The organism is Ectothiorhodospira sp. BSL-9 (assembly GCF_001632845.1).
GTDB lineage: Bacteria > Pseudomonadota > Gammaproteobacteria > Ectothiorhodospirales > Ectothiorhodospiraceae > Ectothiorhodospira.
In genome coordinates, this window is sequence record NZ_CP011994.1 from 3,210,052 (window position 1) to 3,233,187 (window position 23,136).

Consider the following 23,136-nt stretch of genomic DNA (forward strand, 5'->3'; position numbering starts at 1 on the left):
AATACTATAGGAGAGTCGAAAAACCGGCCCAACGGATTCTCCGTCGGGCCGGTTGGAATGGCTTCAGTTCTCCCGTTCGGGGGCCAGGTGCCAATGCTCCGGAGAACGCCAAAGCCCCGAAAGCAACAACTCGCGCATGAAGAAGAACTCCTTGGGCAACTTGTCATAGAGCTTGGAAAACAGTTGCTCGTGGCCCATGAGTTCCTCCTTCCAGGCCTCCCGATCCACCTCCATCACGGTATCGAAGTCCTTGTGCGAGAAGTCCAGACCCCGCATGTCCAGGTCCTCATAGTGAGGCATCCAGCCCACCGGGCTCTCCACCGCCGATATCTGGCCGCGTGAGCGCTCGATGATCCACTTGAGCACGCGCATGTTCTCGCCGAAACCGGGCCAGACGAAATTGCCGTATTCATCCTTGCGGAACCAGTTCACACCAAAGATCCTTGGCGGATTGGGGAGATTGCGGCCGAACTGCAACCAGTGGTTGAAGTAATCAGCCATGTGATAGCCGGCAAACGGCAGCATCGCAAAGGGATCGCGCCGCACCTGGCCCACATTGCCAAAGGCAGCCGCCGTCATCTCCGACCCCATGGTGGCGGCCAGGTAGACACCGAAGTTCCAGTTGAAGGACTGATAGACCAACGGGATGGTGGTACTGCGCCGCCCGCCGAAGATGAAGGCGCTGATGGGCACACCCTTGGGGTTCTCCCACTCGGGATCCACACTCGGGCACTGATGGGCAGGCGCGGTGAAGCGCGCATTGGGATGAGCCACAGGCGTGGTGGAAGTCTGCTCATGTACCTGTCCCTTCCAGTTCAGGGTGCCTTCGGGCGGGGTGCCCTCCATGCCTTCCCACCAGACATCACCATCGGGGGTCACGCCCACATTGGTGAAGATGGCGTTTTCCTTCACCGATTCCATGGCATTGGGGTTGGTCTTGTAGTTGGTGCCCGGTGCCACACCGAAATAGCCCGCCTCGGGGTTGATGGCATGGAGCTGGCCGTGCTCGTCCGGCTTGATCCAGGCGATGTCATCACCCACGGTGGTGATCTTCCATCCGCCCAGCTCCTCCGGGGGAATCATCATGGCAAAGTTCGTCTTGCCGCAGGCGCTGGGGAAGGCGGCTGCCAGGTAGGTCTTCTCACCTTCCGGAGACTCCGCGCCCAGGATCAGCATGTGCTCCGCCAGCCAGCCCTCGTCCCGGGCCATGGAAGAGGCAATGCGCAGGGCGAAGCACTTCTTGCCCAGCAGGGCATTGCCGCCATAACCACTGCCGTAGGACATGATGGAACGCTCTTCCGGGAAGTGGACGATGTACTTCACATCCGGATTGCAGGGCCAGGGGGCATCCTTCTGTCCCGGCTCCAATGGTGCGCCCACCGTATGCAGGCATTTCACGAAGTCGCCATCCCCCAGGGTATCAATGACCTTCCTTCCCATGCGGGTCATGATGCGCATGTTCACCACCACGTAGGGGGAGTCGGTCAGTTCCACGCCGATCTGGGAGATGGGTGAGCCGATGGGTCCCATGCTGAAGGGGATCACATACAGGGTGCGCCCGCGCATGCAGCCATCGTACAGACCATTGAGCGTCTGCTTCATGGCGCGGGGCTCTTCCCAGTTGTTGGTAGGGCCCGCATCCTCCTTGCGCAGACTGCAGATGTAGGTGCGATCCTCCACCCGGGCCACGTCGCTGGGGTCGGAGAAGCAGGCGAAGCTGTTGGGCCGCTTTTTCGGGTTCAAGCGAATGAACGTGCCCGCATCCACCAGCTGCTGAGTGAAGAAGTCGTATTCCTCCTGGGAGCCATCACACCAATACACGGCATCGGGCTTGCACAGGGCCACCGTCTCTTCCACCCATTGCAGCAGCGCCTGGTTGGTCACCTGGTCGGAGTAATCGGGCCCTGGGAGGGATTGGGTTCTCGCTTGATCGTTCATGGGACCTCTCGCGTTGGTGAGTGAAAACAGCATACTCAATATTGCAGGGGATTGTCCCCCAGCCGGCAAAATGCGTGCTTGCCCTATGGGACTGCCCCTTCCTGAAGGCGTTCAACCGAGGTATTTTCATCACCTGCCAGTCCATTCAGCGCCCTTCGCGAACGGCCTGCGCTGGCCCCTGGTTGGCCGGACACTTATAATCCGGCCCTGACTTACTCATAACGCATTGGACCCCATGACCACACCCGAACCCCAGGCCCCCAGCCACTTCATTCGCAACCGTATTCGCAAGGAACTGGAGGCTGGGCAATGCCAGCAGGTGATCACCCGTTTCCCGCCCGAGCCCAACGGCTACCTGCACCTGGGCCACGCCAAGTCCATTGCCCTGAACTTCAGCATGGGCGAGGAGTTCGGGGGCTACACCAACCTGCGCTTTGACGACACCAACCCGGCCAAGGAAGAGCAGCGCTATATCGACGCCATCAAGGAAGACGTCCAATGGCTAGGCTACACCTGGAAACACGAGCGCCACGCCTCGGATTACTTTGAGCAACTCTACGAGTGGGCCTTGTACCTGATCGACCATGGGCTGGCCTATGTGGACAGCCAGGACGCCGACACCATCCGCCAGCAACGGGGCACCCTGACCGAACCGGGCACCGAAAGCCCCTTCCGCGACCGCCCCCGGGAGGAGAGCCGGGATCTGTTCGAGCGCATGCGTGCCGGAGAGTTCGAAGACAGCGCTCACGTGCTGCGGGCACGCATCGACATGGCCTCGGGCAACATCAACCTGCGCGATCCGGTGATCTATCGCATCCGCCGGCTCACCCACCCGCGCACAGGGGATCAATGGTGCATCTACCCCAGCTACGACTTCGCCCACGGTCAGAGTGATGCCATCGAGCACATCACCCATTCCCTGTGCACCCTGGAGTTCGAGGATCACCGCCCCCTTTACGACTGGCTGCTGGAGCATCTGCCGGTCCCCTCGCGGCCCGTGCAGATCGAGTTCTCGCGGCTGAACCTGGATTTCACCGTGCTCTCCAAGCGTCGTCTGACCCGGCTGGTGGACGAAGGCCATGTGTATGGCTGGGATGATCCGCGCCTGCCCACCCTGGCCGGCATCCGTCGCCGGGGTTTCACACCCCAGTCCATCCGCCAGTTCTGCCAGGAGATCGGTGTCACCAAGGCCGATTCCATCATTCCGTTTGGTGTACTGGAGAACGCGCTGCGCAACGACCTGAACGAGCGGGCCCCGCGCACCATGGCCGTGCTCAAGCCCCTGAAGCTGGTTCTGACCAACTTCCCCGAGGGTGAGACGGAATGGCTGGAATCCGCCGTGCATCCCCAGAAACCGGAGATGGGCACGCGACAGGTGGCCATGACCCGGGAGATCTACATCGAGGCGGATGATTTCATGGAAGAGGCCCCCAAGAAGTTCTTCCGGCTCAAGCCGGGTGGCGAGGTACGTCTGCGCAATGCGTTCATCATCCGCTGTGACGAGGTGATCAAGAACGAGACTGGCGAGGTGGTGGAGCTACGTTGCAGCCTGGACCCGGAAACCCGTTCCGGTCAGCCCGGGGCGGATCGCAAGGTAAAGGGGACCATCCATTGGGTATCGGCGGAACACTCGGTACCCACCCAGGTGCGCCTGTACGATCGGCTGTTCCAGGTGCCCCATCCGGCGGGCGACAAGGACAAGGATTTTGTCGAACACATCAATCCCGAATCCCTGGTCACCCTGGAACACGCCCGCCTGGAGCCGGCGGCGGCCAAGGCCGGGCCGGGTGAGTGCTTTCAGTTCGAGCGCCTGGGGTATTTTGTGCCAGACCCGGACGGCACGCCGGAGCGGCCGGTGTTCAATCGGGCGGTGACGCTGCGGGATACCTGGGCCAAGCTGGAGAAGCAGATGGGGGCCCGATAAGGGCATCCGCCCGCAAAATACTCACCGCAACCCCTGTCGGCAACGGCGCAGGATACCCAGCGCGGTCGGATGCTCGAGCCCCCGTGTCACGTACCTCAAAGCGGACCCGGAGCCCACGGTCGTCCTCGTCCATGAGGCGTACACGCAGATGAATGCCGCCGTGCTCGGTGAACTTGACCGCGTTTCCCGCCAGGTTGAGCAGGGCCTGGCGCAACCGGGCTGGATCGCCGCGTAGCCATTGGGGCACGGATGCGCAGTCCGTCTCCAGCAGCAAACCCTTGGCACGGACAGACTCGGAAATCACCGATGCCACGTGATCCAGCACGGAAGAGAGGTGGAAGTCCCTGCTCTCAAGGACAAAGCGGCCCGCCTCGATCTTGGAGATATCCAGGATATCGCTGATGATGGACAGCAGGTGCCTGGCGGCGCTGTCCACCTTACGGAGCTTTTCATCCTGCCCGGCGGCCTTCTCGCCGGTGCGCAACAGGTGCACCAGTCCGACGATGGCGTTCAGGGGGGTACGGATCTCATGGGTCATGTTCGCCAGGAAGGCGCTCTTGGCACGACTGGCCTCCTCCGCCCGCTGCCGTGCCTCTTCCAGCTGCGCGGTGCGGGTGCTGACCAGGGTCTCCAGATGGTCACGATGTTGCCGCAATTCAGCCTCGGTGCGACGCCGCTGCACCAGATGCCAGATCTGCTCGGCCATGAGGCGCAGGGTTTCAATGTCCATGGCGGTGTAATCCTGCGGCTTGTTGCCCACGCCAAGGACCATGACCACCCGCCCCTCCTCGATCACGGGCACCGCTGACAGACGCGTAAGGGGGGGATAGGCCTGCGCCTGCGGAAAGCATCGTGCCAGGGCTGACTCATCATTGATGGTCAAAGGTTCGCCATCACCCAGAAGATCACGCCACGCCCACCCCTCATCCAATGGACAAAAGGCCTGAAAGCTGAGGTTGCCGGCCTCGTCCACGTCACGACGACACCAGGCCACCCGCTCGCGCCCGGTCGCGTCATCATCAAGGAACTGGATGAGGCCGATGTGGCTATTGGTCAGGTCCTCGGCAGACTCCAGGCCGTACCGCATCAGGCCCGCCTCTCCCCGGACCTCGGCCTCCCGCGGCATGGCCAGCATGGCTTCGGCACGGCGCGCCTGCAGGCGCAGCATCAGGGCATTTTCATGGCGCTCGGTAATGTCCTCGGAGAGGATCATGATACCTCCCACGCCGCCGTCCGCCCGGTACCAGGGGCGTACCTCCCAGCGCAGCCATTGCACCACGCCGTCGGCGCGTTCGAAACAATCCTCTTCGGAACGCAGCACCTCGCCTGCCAAGCCACGACGATGCACCTCTCGCCACCGCTGACCAATCTCCGGGAAGATGTCGTAATGACATGCGCCTGGCACTTCCCGATCACCCCGACCATACGTCTCCCGCCAGCGTCGGCTGGTGGCCAGGTAGCACATCCGGTCGTCAAACATGGCCAGGGCGGCCGGGGCATGCTCAATGAACTGCCCCAGAAGCTCTTCCCGTTCGCGCAGACGGGCCCCGGGATCTCCAGGCCTCATGGTCATCGCATCGAACTCCAGTTAGAGACAGTTTCGGGGAATGGCCTGGCACACACCGCCGCGCCGGGGATCACCCACTCCGCGAAATTGGCCGTCGCGACGCTCCACGCAGTGGGCCCCGCCAAAGAACAGATTGAGATCCTGCCACACCTGACAGGATCGCCCGGTATCCGCCAGGGCCTGGCAGACCGAGGCGTCCAGTCCGCCCTCCAGATTCAGTAGACCTGCCTCATAATGCACGCGCGGTGCACTCACCGCCGACGCCAGGGGCAGGTCGTGATCGATACAGTGCACCAGCACCTGCAGGATCGCGTTGCGCAAACGGTTGGATCCACCGGACCCCAGGGCCAGGAGGCGGCCATTGCGCCATCGGGCCACGGTAGGGGCCATCATGGAGGTCATGCGACTGTCCGTGGGCCAGGCATGAAACCCCTTTGGATTCAGATCCTGCTCACCGAGCATGTTGTTCATCATCACGCCCGTGTCGGGGACTACCCAGCCGCAGCCCTCTCCATTGGACAGGGTCATGGCCGCGGCATTGCCCGATTCATCCAGTACACTCACATGGGTGGTGCCCCGATGGGCCGGCGGCAAACCAAGGAGCCGGTCGGCGTAAGACCGCAGGGAGGACGGCGCCAGCACGTTTTCGTCCAGAGGCCCTTGGCAATCGTCACGCAGGCGCTCGGTCAGCTCCATCACCTGCACCAACCGATCCACATGAGCACGAGAACCGGGGGGCGCCAGGGCCGGCTCCTGGGCTTCCAGCAGGTGCAGCGCAAAGGCCAGGAGGAGCCCCCCGGAAGACGGAGGCGGATTGATGAGCAGGTGGACGCCCCGGTAGGTCCGGGCGATGGGTTCACGCCATATCGGCCGATAGGCCGCCAGATCATCCCGGTGCAGATGCCCTCCCTGCTCCCGGCTGGCCTCATGGATCTGGCGAGCCACCTCGCCGTGGTAGAAAAGGTCGGGGCCGTCGCGACCCAGGTTCTCCAGCAGGTCGGACAGGGCAGGATTCACGTACCGGTCGCCCGATTGGAGCATGGTGACCCCATCGGAGGTGAACAGGGTCCGAGCGCCGGGGGTGGACTGATAAATGGGCGCGACGATGGAGAAGATATACCCCTGAAGCGGGTTGATCTCCACGCCCTCTCGGGCCAGTTGCACCGCGGGCGCCAGCACCTCCGTCATGGGCAGGAGGCCGTAGCGCCCATGTAGTTCAAACAGGCCAGCCACCAGCCCAGGTGTGGCCATGGACCCAAGGCCGATGTGAAAGTCCTGGGTGGTGGTGCCAAAGTCCGCGGTGATGGGATAAAAATCCAGCTCTTCCACCGCCCGCCGCTGCCGGGGTGTCTGCACGAAACAATCCAGTGCCAGGGGCTTACCCTCGCTGCGCTGCCCCACCAGAAACCCACCGCCGCCCAGGGAGGCCAGGACCGGCTCGGCCACACAGGCTGCGAACACCGCGGCCACGGTGGCGTCAAAGGCATTGCCGCCGGCTTCCAGGATGCTGGCGCCGGCCTCCACCGTGCCGGGGTGACCGGCGGCTACGACGCCGCGCATCAACCGCCCTCCCATCCCAGCCTGATCAACCCTCGGCCTTGGAGGCACACTGAATGCACAGGGTCACGGCCGGATTGGCCTCCAGCCGGCCCCGGGCGATGGGTTCCTCACACGCCACGCAGTCGCCGTAACTGCCTTCGTCCATGCGCCGCAGGGCCGCCCGGATACGTCTCACCTGCTGTTCCGCCCGCGCCTGGGTTGCCTTGGCCATGGCCTGGCCCTGCAGGGCATCCATGCGCGACAGACGCCCGGTGCGGGTCTGGTCCAGCTCCACGGCATCCGTGCCGGAACGTCGGGTATCGGCGTGGCCCTCGAGCTGGGCCAGCTCCTGCTCCAGACGCTGCCTGAGGGCCTGGATCTCATCGTCTGTCAGCATGGATGAATACCTGTCAATTGTGTCTTCCTCACCCCCTTGTCCCCGTCCATTTTCCCCGTGGCGGGGAGACTGGAGCCTGCCGTTTTGCCTGGATCGATCATCGGCCCAAGGATGCAGCGAAACCGGGATGGTATTCCACCGCACCCAAGGGGCTCAAGGCAGAGCCGGGAAGGTCACCTGGGGCATCTCGCCGGTCAGGGCGTGCAGGAAGGTGGTGATGTCGTCCACCGTGTCTTCTTCCAGTTTGCGGCCCAGCATCTGCTCACCCATCAACTGCACTGCATCATTCAGGTTGTCCACGCTGCCATTATTGAAGTAGGGATAGGTCACCGCCACGTTTCTCAGGGTGGGGGTACGGAAGGCAAAACGATCGCTTTCCTCGCCGGTGACCACAAAACGGCCTTCATCGGTGGAACCGGGCAGCTCGAAACGATGGAACCGGCTGTCGGTCATGTTGGGGCCTCGGTGACAGGCAATGCAGCCACTGTTCACAAAGGCCACCATGCCCCGCTTCTGCTGCTCGCTCATGGCCTGATCATCCCCTCTCAGGTAGCGATCAAAGGGTGAGTTGGGGGTATTCAGGGTACGCTGGAAAGTGGCCAGGGCCTTGGCCACGCTGTCGGCCTCAAGAGGCTCATCCTTTTCCGGGAAGGCCTCGGCAAAGCGTTCAACATACTCATCGAACCTGGCCAGCTCTTCGAGGGCGTCATCCAGATCCATCGCCATCTCCACATCCGCCTCGATGGGCCCCAGGGCCTGCCCTTCCAGATCCGGCTCACGCCCGTCCCAGAACTGGGCCTCCAGGAACCCGGAGTTCAGCACTGTGGGGGTGTTGCGCTCACCCACCTGCCCTCCGTGCCCCACGGCCAGGGGGATGCGATCCGCCCAGCCCAGAGCGGGATTGTGGCAGGAGGCGCAGCTGATCACGCCACTGGCAGAGATGCGTGGCTCAAAAAACAGCATCTTGCCCAGCTCGATCTTCTCGGGGGTAAGGGAGTTGTCGGCCGGGATGGGCGGCAACGCCGGCAGTGGTTCAAAATAGTCCCGATAGCTTTCAAAATCCTGTGCAGTGGCAGTCTGCAGGGCGGCAGCCCCCATCAATAACGCCGCCGGTAGAACCCCAGCCATCGTGCGTGCCCATGTTTTCATCATGATCTCCTTTTACTTCACCTGTTGTGCTGTCGACTGAATTAGACTAATTCTAAATTAGTTTTACGACGAACCCCGGGCCTCTTCAACGTATTCCGCCCACTGATGGTCAAAGCCATGAGCCTGATCAACTAACCGCCCACTTCAACGCGAGGGGTGCCATGCATGGCCCGTTACCGCTATCCCGTTCCTCCCAGTCACGAGATCACACCCAGGGAGCTCTACGCCCAACGCAGACGTTTCATGAAACAGGCCGCGGCCATGCTGGGCGCCGCCGCCCTCCCCGGCTTGTTCCCGAGCAGTGCCCTGGCCTGGCGCGACCAGGTGGCCGACGCCGAATCAGGGCGCTTCGGCACTGATGAGGCTCTCACCGATCGCGAGACGGCCATGAGTTACAACAACTTTTTCGAGTTCGGCACGGGCAAGGAAGACCCCAGGAAGCATGCTCAGCAGTTACGCACTGATCCATGGTCGGTGCGCATCGAAGGCGAGGTGGACCGACCCGGCGTCTACACCCTGGAGGACATTCTCAAGCCCCATGATCTGGAGGAGCGCATCTACAGGCTACGCTGCGTGGAGGCCTGGTCCATGGTGATCCCGTGGGTGGGTTTTCCCCTGAGGAATCTGCTGCAGCGTTTTGAACCCACTTCACGCGCCCGATTCGTGGCATTCGAGACCCTGCATGACCCCGAGCAGATGCCGGGCCAGCGTCGGGACATCCTGGACTGGCCCTATCGTGAGGGCCTGCGCCTGGACGAGGCCATGCATCCGCTGACCTTGCTGGCGGTGGGCATGTACGGCGAGGTGCTGCCGAACCAGAACGGGGCGCCGCTGCGCCTGGTGGTGCCCTGGAAATACGGTTTCAAAAGCATCAAATCCATTGTTGCCATCCGTCTGGTAGAGGAACAGCCGGTGGGGTCCTGGGAGGCCAGCCAACCCCGCGAATACGGCTTTTACGCCAACGTGAACCCGAATGTGCGCCACCCGCGCTGGCACCAGGCCACGGAGCGTCGTTTGGGTGAGCGCGGGCGCCGGCGTACGTTGATGTTCAACGGCTACGAGGAACAGGTTGCCGCCCTGTACACCGGCATGGATCTGGAGAAGCATTTCTGATGCAGCCACAGCGCGCGCCCTCGATTCCCTGGCACACCCTGGCGCGACTCGCCGTAATGGCCTGCGCGCTGACGCCGCTGGCCTGGCTGGCCTGGGCCTGGCATGCGGATCATCTGGGGGTGTTCCCGGAGGAGACCCTGCTGCATCACCTGGGTCGCTGGGGGCTCTACTGGCTGCTGGCCACCCTGGCCCTGGGACCCGCGTTTCGCCTGACCGGGTGGGCGGCCTTCATGACCGTGCGCCGGCAGATGGGCCTTTGGGCCTTCACCTACCTGAGCCTGCACCTGCTGGTCTGGCTCGGCCTGGAACAGGCCTGGTTCTGGGACTTCATCGTCGAGGAGATCGCCCGCATGCTGCACCTGCAGGTGGGGCTGATCGGCCTGCTGCTGCTCATCCCGCTGGTGCTCACCTCATTACGCCGCGCCCAGACACTCCTGGGACTGCCACGCTGGCAATGGCTGCATCGCCTGGCCTATCTCTCCGCGGCCTTTGGCATCTTGCATTTTGCCCTGCTGGACCGGGGCGATCGACCCGAGGTTGTGGCCACCGCCGCCGTGCTGGTGGGCCTGATGGGCTTTCGTCTGGGGGATGCGCTGATCACCTGGCTGGGGAAGCGGGCTTAAGCGCGGAGGCATCCTGCGCTTCACATGCGGTGGACTTGAGGTTATCATTTGTGCGCTGCCGCGTGTTTGTGCGCGGGGCATTTGTCTAGCAACAGAGGCGTTTTTCAACGATGGACAGTTGTTGTAGATGCATGCGCGCTGAGGCCCTCGCTGGCCCGCGACTGGCATGCCACGACGTCCGTCAGGGTCGGCCCTCCACGCGGTAACTCCCTACCGCTCCCGGGCTTCCTGATGTGTCGCGGCAGTCGGCGCAGTCAGGGAGCTTGAAATCCCCGCAGGCATTCACCCGCACGTTTGACCTCGATTCAGGTTCGCGTGCAGGAGATCGCGTCTGCTCGTGTTTTCCCTCGACCGTTCTTCGAGGTCCTCTCGTGCATGCCCATACGGCCAAGGCCGTAACGTACCCCATGCATCGTCAACCCGTGCTGCCCATGGCAGCCAGGAGAGGCCCATGAACCGGATCGCCCATAACCTCACCCGTCTTCTCAATCGTGCCCTGCTGTCGGTGGATTTTCCCAACACGCCCGGCACCACCCCTACTGGCCGCCCCGTCAGCCCGAAGGTCGTTTATCGCGCCTGTTGCCACGGTGAATTCGGCTCCGCACGCCTGAACTTCCTGCAACTGGCGGAGAAGTCACAGATCCTTGTGCTACGCAGCCTGGATGACCACACCGCGCGCCGTCTCACCCGGGGCCTGCCGGAGAGCACACTGGCCCGCCTGAATCGGCACATGCCAGCGCAGGCGAAGAGCCGCCAGCCACAGCCCTGATCATGGCAGGATCCGGCGGGCCTGGGCCAGCGCCCGGTACCAATTGCGCCTGGGCGCCGGAACCACCGGGGGACGCTGACTCAGCAGGTTCATGCGGGGCATCTCCTCGGCCTGACTTTGGGAAATCATGCTCAACACCTGCTCTCTGGCCCCGTAGGTCTCCTTGAGAAACTCACACGCATCATCCGTGAGTTGTACCCGGTAGTGCTTCACCAGGACCAAGGCCAGCCGTTCTGCCGGCTGGCTCATGTCCTGCTCCACATCCTGGGCCATCGCCTCACCCAGGGCACGCTTGTCCTGAGCGCTCATCCCCGGCTCCAGCCCCCCCAGGTAACTGGCATTGGTGGCACCCACACCCCGCTGCACTTCCGCCCGTGACAGTTGCACGTGGGGCTCCAGCGCCAGGGCCACTTCCACGGCCAATTGCCGGGCTCCCTCCAGGGTCAGCGCACGACGACGCCCGTCCTGACGGGTGAAAAAGCGCCGGCCACGTTTCTCCAGATGTTCACCATGAAGATAATTGACGATGTGGCTGCAAAAGGCCTCCCGGGCATCCTCATCCAGACTGACCACCTTCTCGACAATCCGCAGGCCCTTGCTGCCTGGCCCGAGACGCAACTGACCGGTCTCTTCGCCAAACTGTGAAACGAACCGCTCCCATTCCTCCGCTGCCTTGAGGAATTCCGCGTGCACGCGACCGATATCCTTGAAGGCCTCATGGGCCATGCGATACAGCCGTACCGCGTTGGCCAGGATGTCGCCCTGGCGGCGAACATCACTCAAGGTGACGCCATTGGGAAGATGATCGGCCCGGCCACTCAGTTCGGAAAGGTCCCTTGTGATGCCATCCAGCGCCTTGAGCACACGCTCCACCAGCACAGGTGTCGACAACCCTTCCGGCACCTCCTCATACGGCAAGGCTTCCACTTCCACCAGCCAGGAGGCCAGCGCGCGGATCCGGTTGCCCCCCGCCGCCTGGGCAATGCGATAGCGGCTGCGCCGTTCCTCCAGTCGGTCCAGTGCCGCAGCCAGACGCCACTTTCCCCGGTAACTGAACAGCAGCAGGGGAATCTCACGACCATTGATCAGCTCGAAAGCCAATACCAGCATGGCCTCCACGTCGGCTGCCGTCATCAACAGGGGATTATCCTGCTCGATGGCGGCCATCACGCGTTCCACAAAAAAATCATCCCTGGGCGTGCCATGCTGCAATTTGGGCGCCCCGCCCATGTAACGCTCGCGCAGGATGGAGGCAGCGATGGGGGCCACCGGTTGAAGCTCCGAAAGGGCCTGGTCAAAACGCTTCCCATGCTCCTGATGCAGGTCACGGATACGACTGTACAGTCCCGCCCGACGAAGATGATCGATATGGGCCAGTGTCTGACCCAACGCCTGATCTCCGATCAGTTCCTCGCAGGCAAAGGCCACCCCATCCGGCGACAGATCCACGCGCTGCAACAACTGGACAGCCGCCTCCCGGCGGCGAACATCCACTTCAAAACCCTCCATGGAGAGATCACGGACAGCCAGGATGAGGTCACCGAGAATATCAATGGTTTCCAGCACATCCGCCCGGGCCTGCTCCTTGGACATGCCGTGGGTGCTGTCGTAAACGATCGTGGCAAGCAGACCGATCAAGCCCGAGAGAATGGTAAAGCTGATGAAATAAGTGAGAAGCTGAGGGGACGGCGGTTGTCCGTAGCCGATGTAGTAGCCGCCGTAGAGGCCCAGGCCGGTCACCGGCCCGGCGGTCCAGACAAGCTTGAGGAGATTACGGGAAACGCGCACGCGCCTGACGGCCCGCGTAACGCGCTCCACCTTTTCATTTTCCGCCCGCCCCAGGGAGACACCGTCCTGCTGTCTCGGCCGGCGGAACCGACTGAACTGGCTCCATTTCACCTCAGGAGGTTCCGCAGAGGCCTGCGGGCGACGCCCTCAGGGAGACAGCACACAGCTTCGCGGGCGTGGACCGCCCGCGCACAACAACACATTGTTGCAGGGGGCACGGTCCTGCCAGAGACGCGTCAGCCCAGGATGCGCTTGCACACGTCGTTTTGTAGATAAGCACGGAAATCATCTGCCAGTTCCGGGTGCTTGAGGGCATATTCCACTGTGGCCTGGAGATAGCCCAGCTTGCTGCCACAGTCGTAACGGGTCCCCTGAAAACGCTGGGCCAGCACGCGCTGCTCACCCAAAAGGTCTGCGATGGCGTCCGTCAACTGGATTTCACCCCCTGCCCCCTTACCTGTGCTTTCAATCAGATCAAAAATCCGTGGCGTGAGGATGTAACGACCCACCACCGCCATATTGGAGGGTGCATCGGCCGGGTCCGGCTTCTCCACGATGGCCTTCACATCCCAGAGGCGATCGGTCACACGCTCCGGGCTGACCACACCATATTTGTGCGTCTCGTCCTTGGGTACATCTTCCACACCCAGGATGCTGCAGCCATATTCCTCATAAACGTCCACCATCTGCTTGAGGGCGGAACCGCCCCCCTCCCCGTCGATGAGGTCGTCTGCCAGGATCACCGCAAAGGGCTCGTCCCCCACCACAGGGCGGGCACAGCCCACGGCATGACCCAGACCCAGGGCCTCGGCCTGACGGATATACACACACGTCACGTTCGGTGGCAGGATGTTGCGGACGATCTCCAGCATCTTCTCCTTGCCGCGCTCCTCCAGCTCCGTTTCCAGTTCATAGGCCTTGTCAAAGTGATCGGGGATGGAGCGCTTGTTACGGCCCGTGACGAACACGAGAACATCGATCCCGGCCGCCACGGCCTCCTCGGCGGCGTACTGGATCAACGGCTTATCCACCACCGGCAACATTTCCTTGGGATTGGCCTTCGTGGCCGGAAGGAAACGCGTTCCCATGCCTGCCACGGGAAAGACGGCCTTGCGAATCTTCTTGTGCATAATGAGTCTTCAGCGTCCAGTTGAGTGGTAGTGGAAGCATGCGCGACCGCCCCACAAAAAGACAAGGGGCAGCGCTGCTGCCCCTTGTCTTCGTCGCCGGGTTTGGGTTACCGGCTTCTATTGGGTGATTGCCACATCCTGATCCAGCGTAATCACGTCCAGATTGATCTCCACAGTCCGGGCACCGATGCCGACGACCTGTGTCAATTCATGGACCGACCGGAACGGCCCATGGGTTTCGCGGTACTCCACGATGGCCTGCGCCTTGGCCGGCCCCACACCCTGCAGGGCCTGCGAGAGGGCCTGGGCGTCCGCGCGGTTGATGTCCACGGGGCCGCTGGCCTGCAAACCGGCCACGGTGAAGGTGCAAAGAAAAAACAGGATCAAAACGGAGAGATGTTTCATGACCAATTGCCTCCTTGGCATATCCATGGTGTGTCGTGAGCCAGTCTGTCCTGCCTTCCTGCGGCTCACGCTCACTATCTTACCCAAGTTTGCCGGTTCTTCAAGTCTCCATGCCCAGCAGCTCCTGATGGATGGCAGCAAGTACTGCAGCCGGATCCTGCGCCCGTGTGATGGGACGGCCAATAACCAGGTGCGTAGCCCCATCACGGATGGCATCTGCAGGCGTGACGATGCGCTTTTGATCCCCCGCCTCGCTACCGCGAGGGCGAATACCCGGGGTCACCTTGAGGAACCCGGTACCCAGTTCCTGTCGCAGACCGGGGGCCTCGCGAGCCGAACACACCACTCCATCCAGGCCGCTCTCCTGGGTTAAACGGGCCAGAAAACGTGCCTGGTCATTCACACCGCGCCCGATGCCACAGGCCTCCAGCTCCGCATCATCCATGGAGGTGAGCACCGTCACCGCGATCAGCAAAGGACGCTTGCCCCCTCCTTCCAGCGCCTCCCGCGCGGCTTCCATCATGCGTCGGCCGCCGCTGGCGTGCACGTTGATCATCCACACCCCCAAGGCTGCGGCCGTGCGGCAGGCGCCTGCCACCGTGTTGGGGATGTCATGGAATTTAAGATCCAGAAAGACCTCAAAGCCCTGTGCCTGCAGGGCTTCGACCAGCGCCGGACCAGCGGCCACGAACAACTCGAAGCCCACCTTGAGACGGCATTGGGCAGGATCCAGGGGCTTCACGAACGACAGTGCCGTATCGGCATCGGGAAAGTCCAGGGCGATGATGATGCGGGGGTCAGGGTTTTGAGTCAGCATGTCGGCAACGGAGGTTCAGGTAAGGGATGAAATGGATAGGGGCGAGGCGAATGCACGGGCGCGCATCGTCCCTGATGGCACTCATGGTCAAGTACCTGCCGGAGGTGTGAGGGAGGTTTCCGGACGGGTCATCTGAGGTCGTTCCAGGGGCCGGATACTGCCCCAGGCATGGCAGCTTGGACAATGCCAGAAATGGTTACGGGACTGAAAGCCGCAACGCACACAGCCAAATTGAGGGCGCTCCCGCAGGAAGGCGTCCAGGGCCCGGGCCACCTTATCCAGCGCATCCACATCGGCGGCCTCGCCGCGGGCAGACATGATGAGCAGGTACTCCTTCACCAGCCGCAAGGGCACCCGATCCCGTCCCATCTCTTCAGTCAACAACTGGTCCAGGGGCTCGCGCTGATCCTTGTCGTGGAGCAGACGTGCCAGAGCCAGGGCCGAACTGACCGAGACGTCATTCTCCCGCACCGATTGCAGGAAACTCTCATAGCCCGCCGTATCGCCCAGCGTCTGGAATGCCTCCCTGGCCTGCTCCAGTACCAGCGTGACGAACCCCGCATCCTGACGCATCACCCGGCTGTAATGCTCGATGGCCAGGTGGGGGTGATCTTCTTCCCGCGCCAGATCACCCATGAGAATGCTGGCCCGGGCGCAATGCTGATCAAAGCTCAGCGCCCTGCGCGCGCACCGCCCTGCTTCCGCGAGATCGCCTCGCGCACGGGCAATCTCGCCCAATTCGCAGTGATAGTGGGCGATGCGACGGTTCTGAGGTTCGCTGGAGAATTCGCAGAGCTGTTCGCTGGCCCAGATGGCCTGGAGCCAGTCCTTTTCCTGCTCGTAGAGGGACCTGAGACGCTGGTAGGCTTCTGCCTGGAGGTAGCCAAGCCCGACCAGCTCCTTGAACAGGTGTTCTGCCTGATCAAGTACGCCAGCCTTCATGTAGTCACGCCCCAGTTCCATCAAGGCGTTGGCCCGCTGGGCCGGCTCGAGCCCGGGGCGTTCCATGAGGTTCTGGTGTATCCGGATAGCCCGGTCCACCTCGCCCCTTCGCCGGAACAGGCTGCCCAGAATCAGGTGAGTCTCCACCGTCTCTGGATCCACCTCCACCATATCGATGAAGACTTCCAGGGCACGATCAGACTGCTCACTGAGCAGGTAATTGAGGCCCTGGATGTACTCGGACGAAAAGGCAGCGCCCCGACCCGGGGCCTTGGACCCCTTTTGGGCACGGCGCGCTGCTAGCCATCCCGAAGCTGCTGCTACGGGGAGCAGCAGCCACAGGAGTTCGAGCATGCAGGCTTACACCTTCCCGCTACTGGGCAACTGGCGCAGTCTGGCGATTTCGTCTTCGGCACGCTTGCAGCGCTTGCGCATCTGCCGTACTTCGCGGCCCCGACTCATCACCATACCGGACGTGGCCAACCCCCCAAGGATGGCCCCCAGCAGCAGACTCACGAATACCACGATGGACAGGGGCACCTGGTAGGTCTCCAGGTACAGGTTGACATCCACGTCCCCCGCGTTGATGACCGTGAAGCTGGCTCCCAGCACAACGGCTACGATAACAAACAAGATAAGTATCAATCGACTCATGGGCTGCATTCCCGATTGTGGACATTGGTTGTTGCCACGTCAGCGGATCGCCACCTTGTCAGGCTTTTCCGGCTCGTTCACCCGCTCCCGCAGTTCCTTGCCAGGCTTGAAATGAGGCACGTACTTCCCGGGAAGAGACACGGTCTCGCCCGTCTTCGGGTTGCGCCCCACCCGCGGCGGGCGGAAGTGTAAGGAAAAACTTCCGAAACCACGGATTTCGATGCGATCCCCAGTCGCCAAGGCCTGGCTCATCTGTTCGAGGATGGTCTTCACAGACAGCTCGACATCTTTGTACGCGAGATGGCTTTGTTTGCGAGCTAGTATATCGATGAGTTCCGATTTCGTCATCGTCCTGCCCTGTTGCACGTTACACCACCATGACAATCCCTGGCTGGTTCGCCGGGTGCCTTCGAGCGCGGAGTCAGCGGCCCGATGGAGCCATCCCTGGCTCCAGCGTGCTTGGTGCCCTCCCGATTATTTCTTGTCCGGATCGTTGCCGGCCAGCTGTTCCTTGAGGATGTCACCCAACGAGGTGGTGGCAACCGAGGAGCTGCTGTAGTCCTGCATCATTTCCTGCTCTTCATCGGTTTCCTTGGCCTTGATGGACAGGCTCACGGTGCGGTTCTTGCGATCCACGCCGACAAACTTGGCATCAATCTGGTCACCCACATTCAACATGGTGCGGGCGTCTTCAACGCGATCCCGGGAAAGTTCGGAAGCACGCAGCACGCCGTCGACACCATCGCCCAGATCAATGATGGCTGCCTTGGCGTCCACTTCCTTGATCACACCCTTGACGATGCTGCCCTTGCTGTGCTCGGCCACGAAGTTGGAGAAGGGATCCTTGTCCAGCTGCTTGAGACCCAGGGAGATGCGCTCGCGCTCGGGATCCACGGACAGGACCACTGCGTCGATCTCTTCGCCCTTGCGGAAGTTGCGCACGGCTTCTTCGCCAGGCATGTTCCAGGACAGATCGGACAGGTGAACCAGACCGTCGATTCCACCGTCCAGGCCCACAAAGATGCCGAAGTCCGTGATGGACTTGATGACACCCGTGACCTTTTCGCCCTTGTTGTGCATGGCGGCGAACTCGTCCCACGGATTGGGCTGGCACTGCTTCATGCCCAGGGAGATGCGGCGACGTTCCTCGTCGATATCGAGGATCATCACTTCCACTTCCTCGCCCACGGTCACGACCTTGGCGGGATTGACGTTCTTGTTGGTCCAGTCCATCTCGGAGACGTGCACCAGGCCCTCGACGCCGTCTTCCACTTCCACGAAGCAGCCGTAGTCGGTGATGTTGGTGATCTTGCCGAACAGGCGGGTGCTGACAGGGTAGCGGCGAGTGATGTTCTCCCACGGATCCTCACCCAGCTGCTTGAGGCCCAGGGACACACGGTTGCGCTCGCGATCAAACTTGAGCACCTTGACGTTGATCTCGTCACCGATGTTGACCACTTCGGAGGGATGCTTGACCCGCTTCCAGGCCATATCGGTGATGTGCAGCAGGCCGTCGATACCACCCAGATCCAGGAACGCACCGTAGTCGGTGAGGTTCTTGACGATACCGGTGAGCATCATGCCTTCCTGCAGGTTCTGCAGCAGGGCCTCGCGCTCGGCACTGTATTCCTTTTCCACCACGGCACGGCGGGACACCACGACGTTGTTGCGGCGACGATCCAGCTTGATGAGCTTGAATTCCAGCTCCTTGCCTTCCAGGTAGGCGGTGTCGCGCACGGGGCGAACATCCACCAGGGAGCCGGGGAGGAATGCGCGGATATCGCCAAGTTCGACAGTGAAGCCGCCCTTGACCTTGCCGCTGATCATGCCGGAGATGGTCTCGTCCTTCTCCATCGCTTCTTCCAGGCGTTCCCAGGCCTTGGCCCGCTTGGCCTTCTCGCGGGACATGCGGGTCTCGCCAAAGCCGTCTTCGGGGGTTTCCAGGGCAACTTCAACTTCGTCACCCACCTGGATTTCGACTTCTCCCTTGTCGTTGTAGAACTGCTCGATCGGAATCACACCTTCGGATTTCAGACCGGCGTTCACCACAACCATGTCGTTGCGGATGTCGATGACGGTGCCGTGAAGGATGGAGCCGGGCCGCATCTGGGTGCTGGCCATGCTCTCCTCGAGCATTTGCGCGAAACTTTCTGTCATGGGTTAGTTGAACCTGCATTGATTAAGGCTTGCAATAAGTCCGTTTGCAAACCGGTTGTTTTTAAAAGAATCCCTGGCTTACCTGCCGGGGACGGTATTTAAGCCGCGCTTGGCCGCCAATGAGAAAATCTCATCGAGCACCGCGTCGATGCTCATGTGGGTGGAGTCCACCTCAACGGCATCCTCCGCCGGTTTGAGCGGGGCCACTGCCCGCTCGGTGTCACGCCGGTCACGTTCGGCAAGCTCGTCTAAAAGGGACTGAAGGTTAGCACTAAGTCCTTGTTCCATCAACTGCTTGTAACGTCTCTGGGCGCGCTCTTCACGACTGGCTGTAAGAAAGACCTTCAACTGTGCGTCGGGGAAGACAACCGTACCCATGTCCCGGCCATCGGCGACCAATCCCGGGGCCACGCGAAAGTCCCGCTGGCGGGCCAGCAGTGCCTCGCGCACCGGCGGCAGGGCCGCCACCTGGGAGGCGGCGTCGCCACAGGCCTCGGTACGCAGTTCCGAGGCCACGCGCTGGCCGTCAAGAAAGATCTGCGGACCCTCTTCACCCCCGGTTTCAAAATGCACATCCAGGTTGCGGGCCAGATCGAACAGGGCATCAGCATCATTCAGGGGCAGTTCGCGGCGCAGTGCAGCCAGGGCCACCAGACGATACAGTGCACCACTATCAAGAAAGCCCCAGCCCAGCCTTTCGGCCACCTGACGACTGATGGTGCCCTTGCCCGAACCGCTTGGCCCGTCCACGGTGATGACAGGCGCATTCATGCCTCACCCTCCTGCTGTTGGATATTGAGCCCCATGCGCCCCGCCAGCTGTACAAAGCCGGGAAAGGACGTGTTCACATTGGCACAGTGGCGTATCCGGATCGGTGCCTGGGCCCGCAGGCCCGCCATGGCAAAGGACATGGCCACCCGGTGGTCGCCGTGACTGTCAACGGTTCCCCCGGTGAATTGCCCGCCTTCGATAACAATCCCATCCGGCGTGGGACGAGCCCGAATACCCAGCGTGGCCAGGCCTTCAGCCATCACCTGGATCCGGTCACTCTCCTTGACCCGCAATTCCTCGGCATCGGTGAGCACGGTCTCGCCCTGGGCACAGGCCGCTGCCACGAACAGCGCCGGGAATTCGTCAATGGCCAGGGGCACCAGCTCAGGGGGGATACGCACACCGTGCAGTGGCGCCGAGCGCACCCGCAGATCCGCCACCGGCTCGCCCCCGACCTCACGAGGATTCTCCACCTGAATATCGGCGCCCATGAGCTTGAGGATGTCGATGATGCCTGTTCGTGTGGGGTTCATGCCCACGTGCTCCAGTCTTAGCTGGCAATCCGGCGCAATGCTCGCCCCCACCAGGAAAAACGCTGCTGAGGAAATATCTGCCGGGACATCAATCACTCCCCCCTGGAGCTGCCCTCCCCCGCGCAGGCACACACACCCATCATGACGCTGCACCCGGTAGCCAAAGCCGGCCAGCATGCGCTCGGTGTGATCGCGGGTCGGGGCCGGTTCAGTCACGCAGGTCTGCCCCTGGGCATACAGCCCTGCCAGCAACAGGCTGGACTTCACCTGGGCGCTGGCGATAGGCATGCGATAGTCGATCCCCTGGAGCAGCGCGCCACCCTCGATGAAAAGAGGGGGCGTGCCATCATCGCTGGTGCGGATGCGTGCGCCCATGCGAGCCAGGGGCTCGGTGACCCGGCGCATGGGACGGCGGGTCAGGGAGGCATCGCCGGTGAGGGTGGAGTCAAAGGCCTGCCCGGAGAGCAGCCCGGCCATCAAACGCATGGAGGTGCCCGAATTACCTACGTCCAGGGGACCCGCAGGCGCCTTGAGGCCATGCAGGCCCACGCCACGCACATGCACCTCCCCCTTTTCGGGGCCATCGATTTCCACCCCCATGGCACGGAAGGCCTTCAGGGTGGCCAGGCAATCCTCGCCTTCGAGGAATCCGGTAATGCGGGTTTCACCCTCGGCCAGGGCACCCAGCATGATGGCCCGATGGGAAATGGACTTGTCCCCGGGCACCCGGCATTGGCCGTGCAGCCGGCCGCCGGGCTCCACCTGCAGTGTCACCTCCTGTGGGTCAGTCATGCATGCTCTCCTCGGCAGCGGCCAACCGGGTCATCTCGGACATATCAGGTAGCCTTCGGTCTTGAAAACGAAAAACGGTGATGGATGCCACCCTCATGGGCAGAAACGGTCACGGGCACCCTTGGCACGCTGGAAGATCTCCAGCAGGGAATCGCCATCGCCCTCTTCGATGGCCCGGGTGATCATGCCCAGATCTTCCTGGTAGCGGCCCATCACCTTCAGGATGGCCTCCCGATTGGCCAGACAGACATCCCGCCACATGACCGGGTCGCTGGATGCAATGCGGGTGAAATCCCGAAAACCGCCCGCGGCGTAACGAAAGATCTCCTCTCGCTCGCCCATGCGCGCCAGGCTGTCCACGAGGCCAAAAGCCAGCAGATGGGGCAGATGGCTGGTGGCGGCCAGGACCTCGTCGTGGTGTTCCACCGACATGGTCTCAACCACCGCACCGGCCTCCTCCCACATGGTCCGCACTCTAGCCAGGGCACCCAGATCAGTGGTTTCCAGGGGCGTGAGGATCACCCGTCGCTCATGGAACAGGGTGGGAAAGGCAGCCGATACGCCGCTCTTCTCGGTGCCAGCGATGGGATGCCCCGGAATGAACCCCAGCGGCATTTCGCCGAATCCCTCGCGCACGGCCTCGACGACGCTGGCCTTGGCACTGCCCACATCGGTGAGGGAGGCATCCGGCTCCAGATGGCCGCGTATGGCCTCGCAAACACCTCGCATGGCACCCAGTGGTACGGCCAGCACCACCATATCCGCACCCTTGACGGCCTCCACCGGGTCCAGGGTGTAGCGGTCGATGACGCCAAGATCCTTTGCCTCGCGCAGATGGCTTTCCGAGCGGGAGCAACCCACCACTTCCTGGCAGGTACCCGCGGCCCGCAGGGCCAGGGACAGTGAGCCGCCGATGAGGCCCACCCCAAAGATGGTCAGACGACGGATCACCGGTTCAGCACCTGGTCCAGGGCGTCGATGAAACGCCGGTTCTCATGGGCACGCCCCACAGTGACGCGCAGATGACGGGGCAAGCCATAGCCGCCCACAGGCCGGACGATCACCCCTTGGTGAAGCAGTGCCTGATAGACCGGCTCGGCCTCGCCACCCACGTCCACGCAGATGAAATTACCCACGGAAGGGATATAACCCAGACCGCGTTCATCGAAGGCCTGACTGAGCTGCTGCAAGCCCTCGCGGTTCACCTGCACCGACTGACGCACATGGGCGTCATCATCAAGGGCCTCCAGGGCCGCCGCCTGAGCTAGGCTATTGGTATTGAAGGGCTGGCGCACACGATTGAGGATATCTGCCACCTGCGGGTGCGAGACGGCATAGCCAATGCGCAGTCCGGCAAGGCCGTGGATCTTGGAGAAGGTCCGGGTCACGATCAGGTTGGGGAATTCGGCCAACCAGCGCGTGGTATCCGGGTAATCCGGTTCCTCCACATACTCGCAATAGGCCTCGTCGACCACCACCAGGGTATCGGCCGGCTGGGCAGCAATGAAATCGTGCAGGCTCTGACCATCCACCCAGGTACCCGTGGGGTTATTGGGATTGGCCACGAAGATCACGCGGGTGGTATCGGTGACCTGATCCGCCATGGCAGCCAGATCATGCCCCCAGGGCATGGCATGGTCTGGCGCATGGGCGGCGGCCACCCGGGCTTCTGCGCCCACGGCCTGTACAGCCAGTGGATAGACGGCAAAGGCGTGGGCGGAAAACACCGCGCTGCGTCCCGGCGCCAGATAGGCGCGGGCGATGAGCTCCAGCACATCATTGGAGCCATTACCCAGGGTGATGCACTCAGCCTCCACACTCAGCTTTTCTGCCAGGCGGTTACGCAGCGCAAAACCGTTACCATCGGGGTACTGCGCCAGCTGATCCAGCAGGCTTCCCAGGGCCTGGATGGCACGGGGGCTGGGGCCGAGGGGGTTCTCATTGGAGGCCAGCTTGATACTCTCGGAGATGCCCAGCTCACGCTCCAGCTCTTCCACCGGCTTGCCGGGTTGATAGGGCATCAGCTTCTGCACCCCGGCGTTGGCCAGGGCCTGGAAATCACAACTCATACTCTCTCCTGATTGTGTCGATGGGCGCCCCGTCCCCTGGGAGCGGTCCGGCCACCGAT

The 23,136-nt window shown here is 62.5% G+C and carries 21 protein-coding genes; 4 read left to right on the forward strand and 17 right to left on the reverse strand.

The window, feature by feature from the left end:
* Nucleotides 1-63: 63 nt before the first annotated feature.
* Nucleotides 64-1,938 (reverse strand): phosphoenolpyruvate carboxykinase (GTP), encoded by a 1,875-nt coding sequence (locus ECTOBSL9_RS14690; protein ID WP_063465670.1) that lies wholly within the window; start codon nucleotides 1,936-1,938, stop codon nucleotides 64-66.
* 235 nt (nucleotides 1,939-2,173) lie between these two features.
* On the opposite strand from ECTOBSL9_RS14690, the gene ECTOBSL9_RS14695 reads away from it, so the two are divergent.
* On the forward strand, nucleotides 2,174-3,862 hold the full coding sequence (locus ECTOBSL9_RS14695; protein ID WP_063465671.1) for a glutamine--tRNA ligase/YqeY domain fusion protein: 1,689 nt from the start codon (nucleotides 2,174-2,176) through the stop codon (nucleotides 3,860-3,862).
* Here the strand turns inward: ECTOBSL9_RS14695 and ECTOBSL9_RS17355 are convergent.
* The 4 genes from ECTOBSL9_RS17355 to ECTOBSL9_RS14715 all read right to left on the reverse strand — a co-directional run bounded on the left by ECTOBSL9_RS17355 (nucleotide 3,798) and on the right by ECTOBSL9_RS14715 (nucleotide 8,520).
* Nucleotides 3,798-5,435, reverse strand: a complete 1,638-nt coding sequence (locus tag ECTOBSL9_RS17355) for a GAF domain-containing protein (RefSeq protein ID WP_063465672.1) — start codon at nucleotides 5,433-5,435, stop codon at nucleotides 3,798-3,800. The genes ECTOBSL9_RS14695 and ECTOBSL9_RS17355 overlap by 65 nt on opposite strands.
* A 15-nt stretch (nucleotides 5,436-5,450) precedes the next feature.
* Nucleotides 5,451-6,989 (reverse strand): gamma-glutamyltransferase family protein, encoded by a 1,539-nt coding sequence (locus ECTOBSL9_RS14705; protein WP_240481002.1) that lies wholly within the window; start codon nucleotides 6,987-6,989, stop codon nucleotides 5,451-5,453.
* A 25-nt stretch (nucleotides 6,990-7,014) separates the two neighbouring features.
* Nucleotides 7,015-7,365, reverse strand: coding sequence for a TraR/DksA family transcriptional regulator (locus ECTOBSL9_RS14710; RefSeq protein WP_063465674.1), 351 nt, complete (start codon nucleotides 7,363-7,365; stop codon nucleotides 7,015-7,017).
* Between the two features lie 153 nt (nucleotides 7,366-7,518).
* Entirely contained in the window at nucleotides 7,519-8,520 is a 1,002-nt protein-coding gene (locus tag ECTOBSL9_RS14715) for a cytochrome-c peroxidase (protein WP_371259027.1), read from the reverse strand.
* A gap of 159 nt (nucleotides 8,521-8,679) precedes the next feature.
* Here ECTOBSL9_RS14715 and msrP point away from each other — a divergent pair, with 159 nt between their 5' ends.
* The 3 genes from msrP to ECTOBSL9_RS14730 all read left to right on the forward strand — a co-directional run bounded on the left by msrP (nucleotide 8,680) and on the right by ECTOBSL9_RS14730 (nucleotide 11,019).
* Nucleotides 8,680-9,627: a protein-methionine-sulfoxide reductase catalytic subunit MsrP gene (msrP, locus tag ECTOBSL9_RS14720; RefSeq protein WP_063465676.1), complete on the forward strand. Its 948-nt coding sequence runs from the start codon at nucleotides 8,680-8,682 to the stop codon at nucleotides 9,625-9,627.
* Entirely contained in the window at nucleotides 9,627-10,250 is a 624-nt protein-coding gene (locus tag ECTOBSL9_RS14725; protein ID WP_063465677.1) for a sulfite oxidase heme-binding subunit YedZ, read from the forward strand. Before msrP ends, ECTOBSL9_RS14725 begins: the two co-directional genes overlap by 1 nt.
* A gap of 451 nt (nucleotides 10,251-10,701) precedes the next feature.
* Nucleotides 10,702-11,019, forward strand: coding sequence for a hypothetical protein (locus ECTOBSL9_RS14730; RefSeq protein WP_063465678.1), 318 nt, complete (start codon nucleotides 10,702-10,704; stop codon nucleotides 11,017-11,019).
* Here the strand turns inward: ECTOBSL9_RS14730 and ECTOBSL9_RS14735 are convergent, their stop codons facing one another.
* From ECTOBSL9_RS14735 to hisC, 12 genes are all read right to left on the reverse strand, one after another.
* A complete protein-coding gene (locus ECTOBSL9_RS14735) occupies nucleotides 11,020-12,918 on the reverse strand; it encodes a hypothetical protein (RefSeq protein WP_063465679.1) in 1,899 nt (632 codons plus the stop codon).
* Nucleotides 12,919-13,043: 125 nt separating this feature from the next.
* Nucleotides 13,044-13,937 carry a UTP--glucose-1-phosphate uridylyltransferase GalU gene (gene galU / locus ECTOBSL9_RS14740; protein WP_063465680.1) on the reverse strand — a complete coding sequence of 298 codons (894 nt, stop codon included), beginning with the start codon at nucleotides 13,935-13,937 and terminating at the stop codon, nucleotides 13,044-13,046.
* A gap of 117 nt (nucleotides 13,938-14,054) precedes the next feature.
* Entirely contained in the window at nucleotides 14,055-14,342 is a 288-nt protein-coding gene (locus ECTOBSL9_RS14745) for a helix-hairpin-helix domain-containing protein (protein WP_063465681.1), read from the reverse strand.
* Nucleotides 14,343-14,442: 100 nt separating this feature from the next.
* Nucleotides 14,443-15,159 carry an orotidine-5'-phosphate decarboxylase gene (pyrF, locus tag ECTOBSL9_RS14750; RefSeq protein WP_063465682.1) on the reverse strand — a complete coding sequence of 239 codons (717 nt, stop codon included), beginning with the start codon at nucleotides 15,157-15,159 and terminating at the stop codon, nucleotides 14,443-14,445.
* 87 nt (nucleotides 15,160-15,246) lie between these two features.
* On the reverse strand, nucleotides 15,247-16,455 hold the full coding sequence (lapB, locus tag ECTOBSL9_RS14755; protein WP_063465683.1) for a lipopolysaccharide assembly protein LapB: 1,209 nt from the start codon (nucleotides 16,453-16,455) through the stop codon (nucleotides 15,247-15,249).
* 6 nt (nucleotides 16,456-16,461) lie between these two features.
* The gene (locus ECTOBSL9_RS14760) at nucleotides 16,462-16,734 is read right to left on the reverse strand and encodes a lipopolysaccharide assembly LapA domain-containing protein (protein ID WP_238625184.1); all 273 of its coding nucleotides are present in this window, start codon (nucleotides 16,732-16,734) and stop codon (nucleotides 16,462-16,464) included.
* A gap of 60 nt (nucleotides 16,735-16,794) precedes the next feature.
* On the reverse strand, nucleotides 16,795-17,121 hold the full coding sequence (locus ECTOBSL9_RS14765) for an integration host factor subunit beta (protein ID WP_158407551.1): 327 nt from the start codon (nucleotides 17,119-17,121) through the stop codon (nucleotides 16,795-16,797).
* Nucleotides 17,122-17,229: 108 nt separating this feature from the next.
* Nucleotides 17,230-18,912 carry a 30S ribosomal protein S1 gene (gene rpsA, locus ECTOBSL9_RS14770; RefSeq protein WP_063465684.1) on the reverse strand — a complete coding sequence of 561 codons (1,683 nt, stop codon included), beginning with the start codon at nucleotides 18,910-18,912 and terminating at the stop codon, nucleotides 17,230-17,232.
* Between the two features lie 78 nt (nucleotides 18,913-18,990).
* Nucleotides 18,991-19,683: a (d)CMP kinase gene (cmk, locus tag ECTOBSL9_RS14775; RefSeq protein WP_063465685.1), complete on the reverse strand. Its 693-nt coding sequence runs from the start codon at nucleotides 19,681-19,683 to the stop codon at nucleotides 18,991-18,993.
* On the reverse strand, nucleotides 19,680-21,008 hold the full coding sequence (gene aroA / locus ECTOBSL9_RS14780) for a 3-phosphoshikimate 1-carboxyvinyltransferase (RefSeq protein WP_063465686.1): 1,329 nt from the start codon (nucleotides 21,006-21,008) through the stop codon (nucleotides 19,680-19,682). The genes cmk and aroA overlap by 4 nt, the downstream gene beginning before the upstream one ends.
* A gap of 93 nt (nucleotides 21,009-21,101) precedes the next feature.
* Nucleotides 21,102-21,959, reverse strand: coding sequence for a prephenate dehydrogenase/arogenate dehydrogenase family protein (locus tag ECTOBSL9_RS14785; RefSeq protein ID WP_063465687.1), 858 nt, complete (start codon nucleotides 21,957-21,959; stop codon nucleotides 21,102-21,104).
* Complete coding sequence (gene hisC, locus ECTOBSL9_RS14790) at nucleotides 21,956-23,077, reverse strand: histidinol-phosphate transaminase (RefSeq protein ID WP_063465688.1); 1,122 nt, start codon at nucleotides 23,075-23,077, stop codon at nucleotides 21,956-21,958. Before hisC ends, ECTOBSL9_RS14785 begins: the two co-directional genes overlap by 4 nt.
* Between the last annotated feature and the right edge of the window lie 59 nt (nucleotides 23,078-23,136).

Excerpts from the sequence above, each read along its gene's own strand:
- ECTOBSL9_RS14690 (WP_063465670.1), bottom strand. The coding sequence starts at position 1,938 with ATGAACGATCAAGCGAGAACCCAATCCCTCCCAGGGCCCGATTACTCC.
- ECTOBSL9_RS14695 (WP_063465671.1), top strand. The coding sequence starts at position 2,174 with ATGACCACACCCGAACCCCAGGCCCCCAGCCACTTCATTCGCAACCGT.
- ECTOBSL9_RS17355 (WP_063465672.1), bottom strand. The coding sequence starts at position 5,435 with ATGACCATGAGGCCTGGAGATCCCGGGGCCCGTCTGCGCGAACGGGAA.
- ECTOBSL9_RS14705 (WP_240481002.1), bottom strand. The coding sequence starts at position 6,989 with ATGCGCGGCGTCGTAGCCGCCGGTCACCCCGGCACGGTGGAGGCCGGC.
- ECTOBSL9_RS14710 (WP_063465674.1), bottom strand. The coding sequence starts at position 7,365 with ATGCTGACAGACGATGAGATCCAGGCCCTCAGGCAGCGTCTGGAGCAG.
- msrP (WP_063465676.1), top strand. The coding sequence starts at position 8,680 with ATGGCCCGTTACCGCTATCCCGTTCCTCCCAGTCACGAGATCACACCC.
- ECTOBSL9_RS14725 (WP_063465677.1), top strand. The coding sequence starts at position 9,627 with ATGCAGCCACAGCGCGCGCCCTCGATTCCCTGGCACACCCTGGCGCGA.
- ECTOBSL9_RS14730 (WP_063465678.1), top strand. The coding sequence starts at position 10,702 with ATGAACCGGATCGCCCATAACCTCACCCGTCTTCTCAATCGTGCCCTG.
- galU (WP_063465680.1), bottom strand. The coding sequence starts at position 13,937 with ATGCACAAGAAGATTCGCAAGGCCGTCTTTCCCGTGGCAGGCATGGGA.
- ECTOBSL9_RS14745 (WP_063465681.1), bottom strand. The coding sequence starts at position 14,342 with ATGAAACATCTCTCCGTTTTGATCCTGTTTTTTCTTTGCACCTTCACC.
- pyrF (WP_063465682.1), bottom strand. The coding sequence starts at position 15,159 with ATGCTGACTCAAAACCCTGACCCCCGCATCATCATCGCCCTGGACTTT.
- lapB (WP_063465683.1), bottom strand. The coding sequence starts at position 16,455 with ATGCTCGAACTCCTGTGGCTGCTGCTCCCCGTAGCAGCAGCTTCGGGA.
- rpsA (WP_063465684.1), bottom strand. The coding sequence starts at position 18,912 with ATGACAGAAAGTTTCGCGCAAATGCTCGAGGAGAGCATGGCCAGCACC.
- cmk (WP_063465685.1), bottom strand. The coding sequence starts at position 19,683 with ATGAATGCGCCTGTCATCACCGTGGACGGGCCAAGCGGTTCGGGCAAG.
- aroA (WP_063465686.1), bottom strand. The coding sequence starts at position 21,008 with ATGACTGACCCACAGGAGGTGACACTGCAGGTGGAGCCCGGCGGCCGG.
- hisC (WP_063465688.1), bottom strand. The coding sequence starts at position 23,077 with ATGAGTTGTGATTTCCAGGCCCTGGCCAACGCCGGGGTGCAGAAGCTG.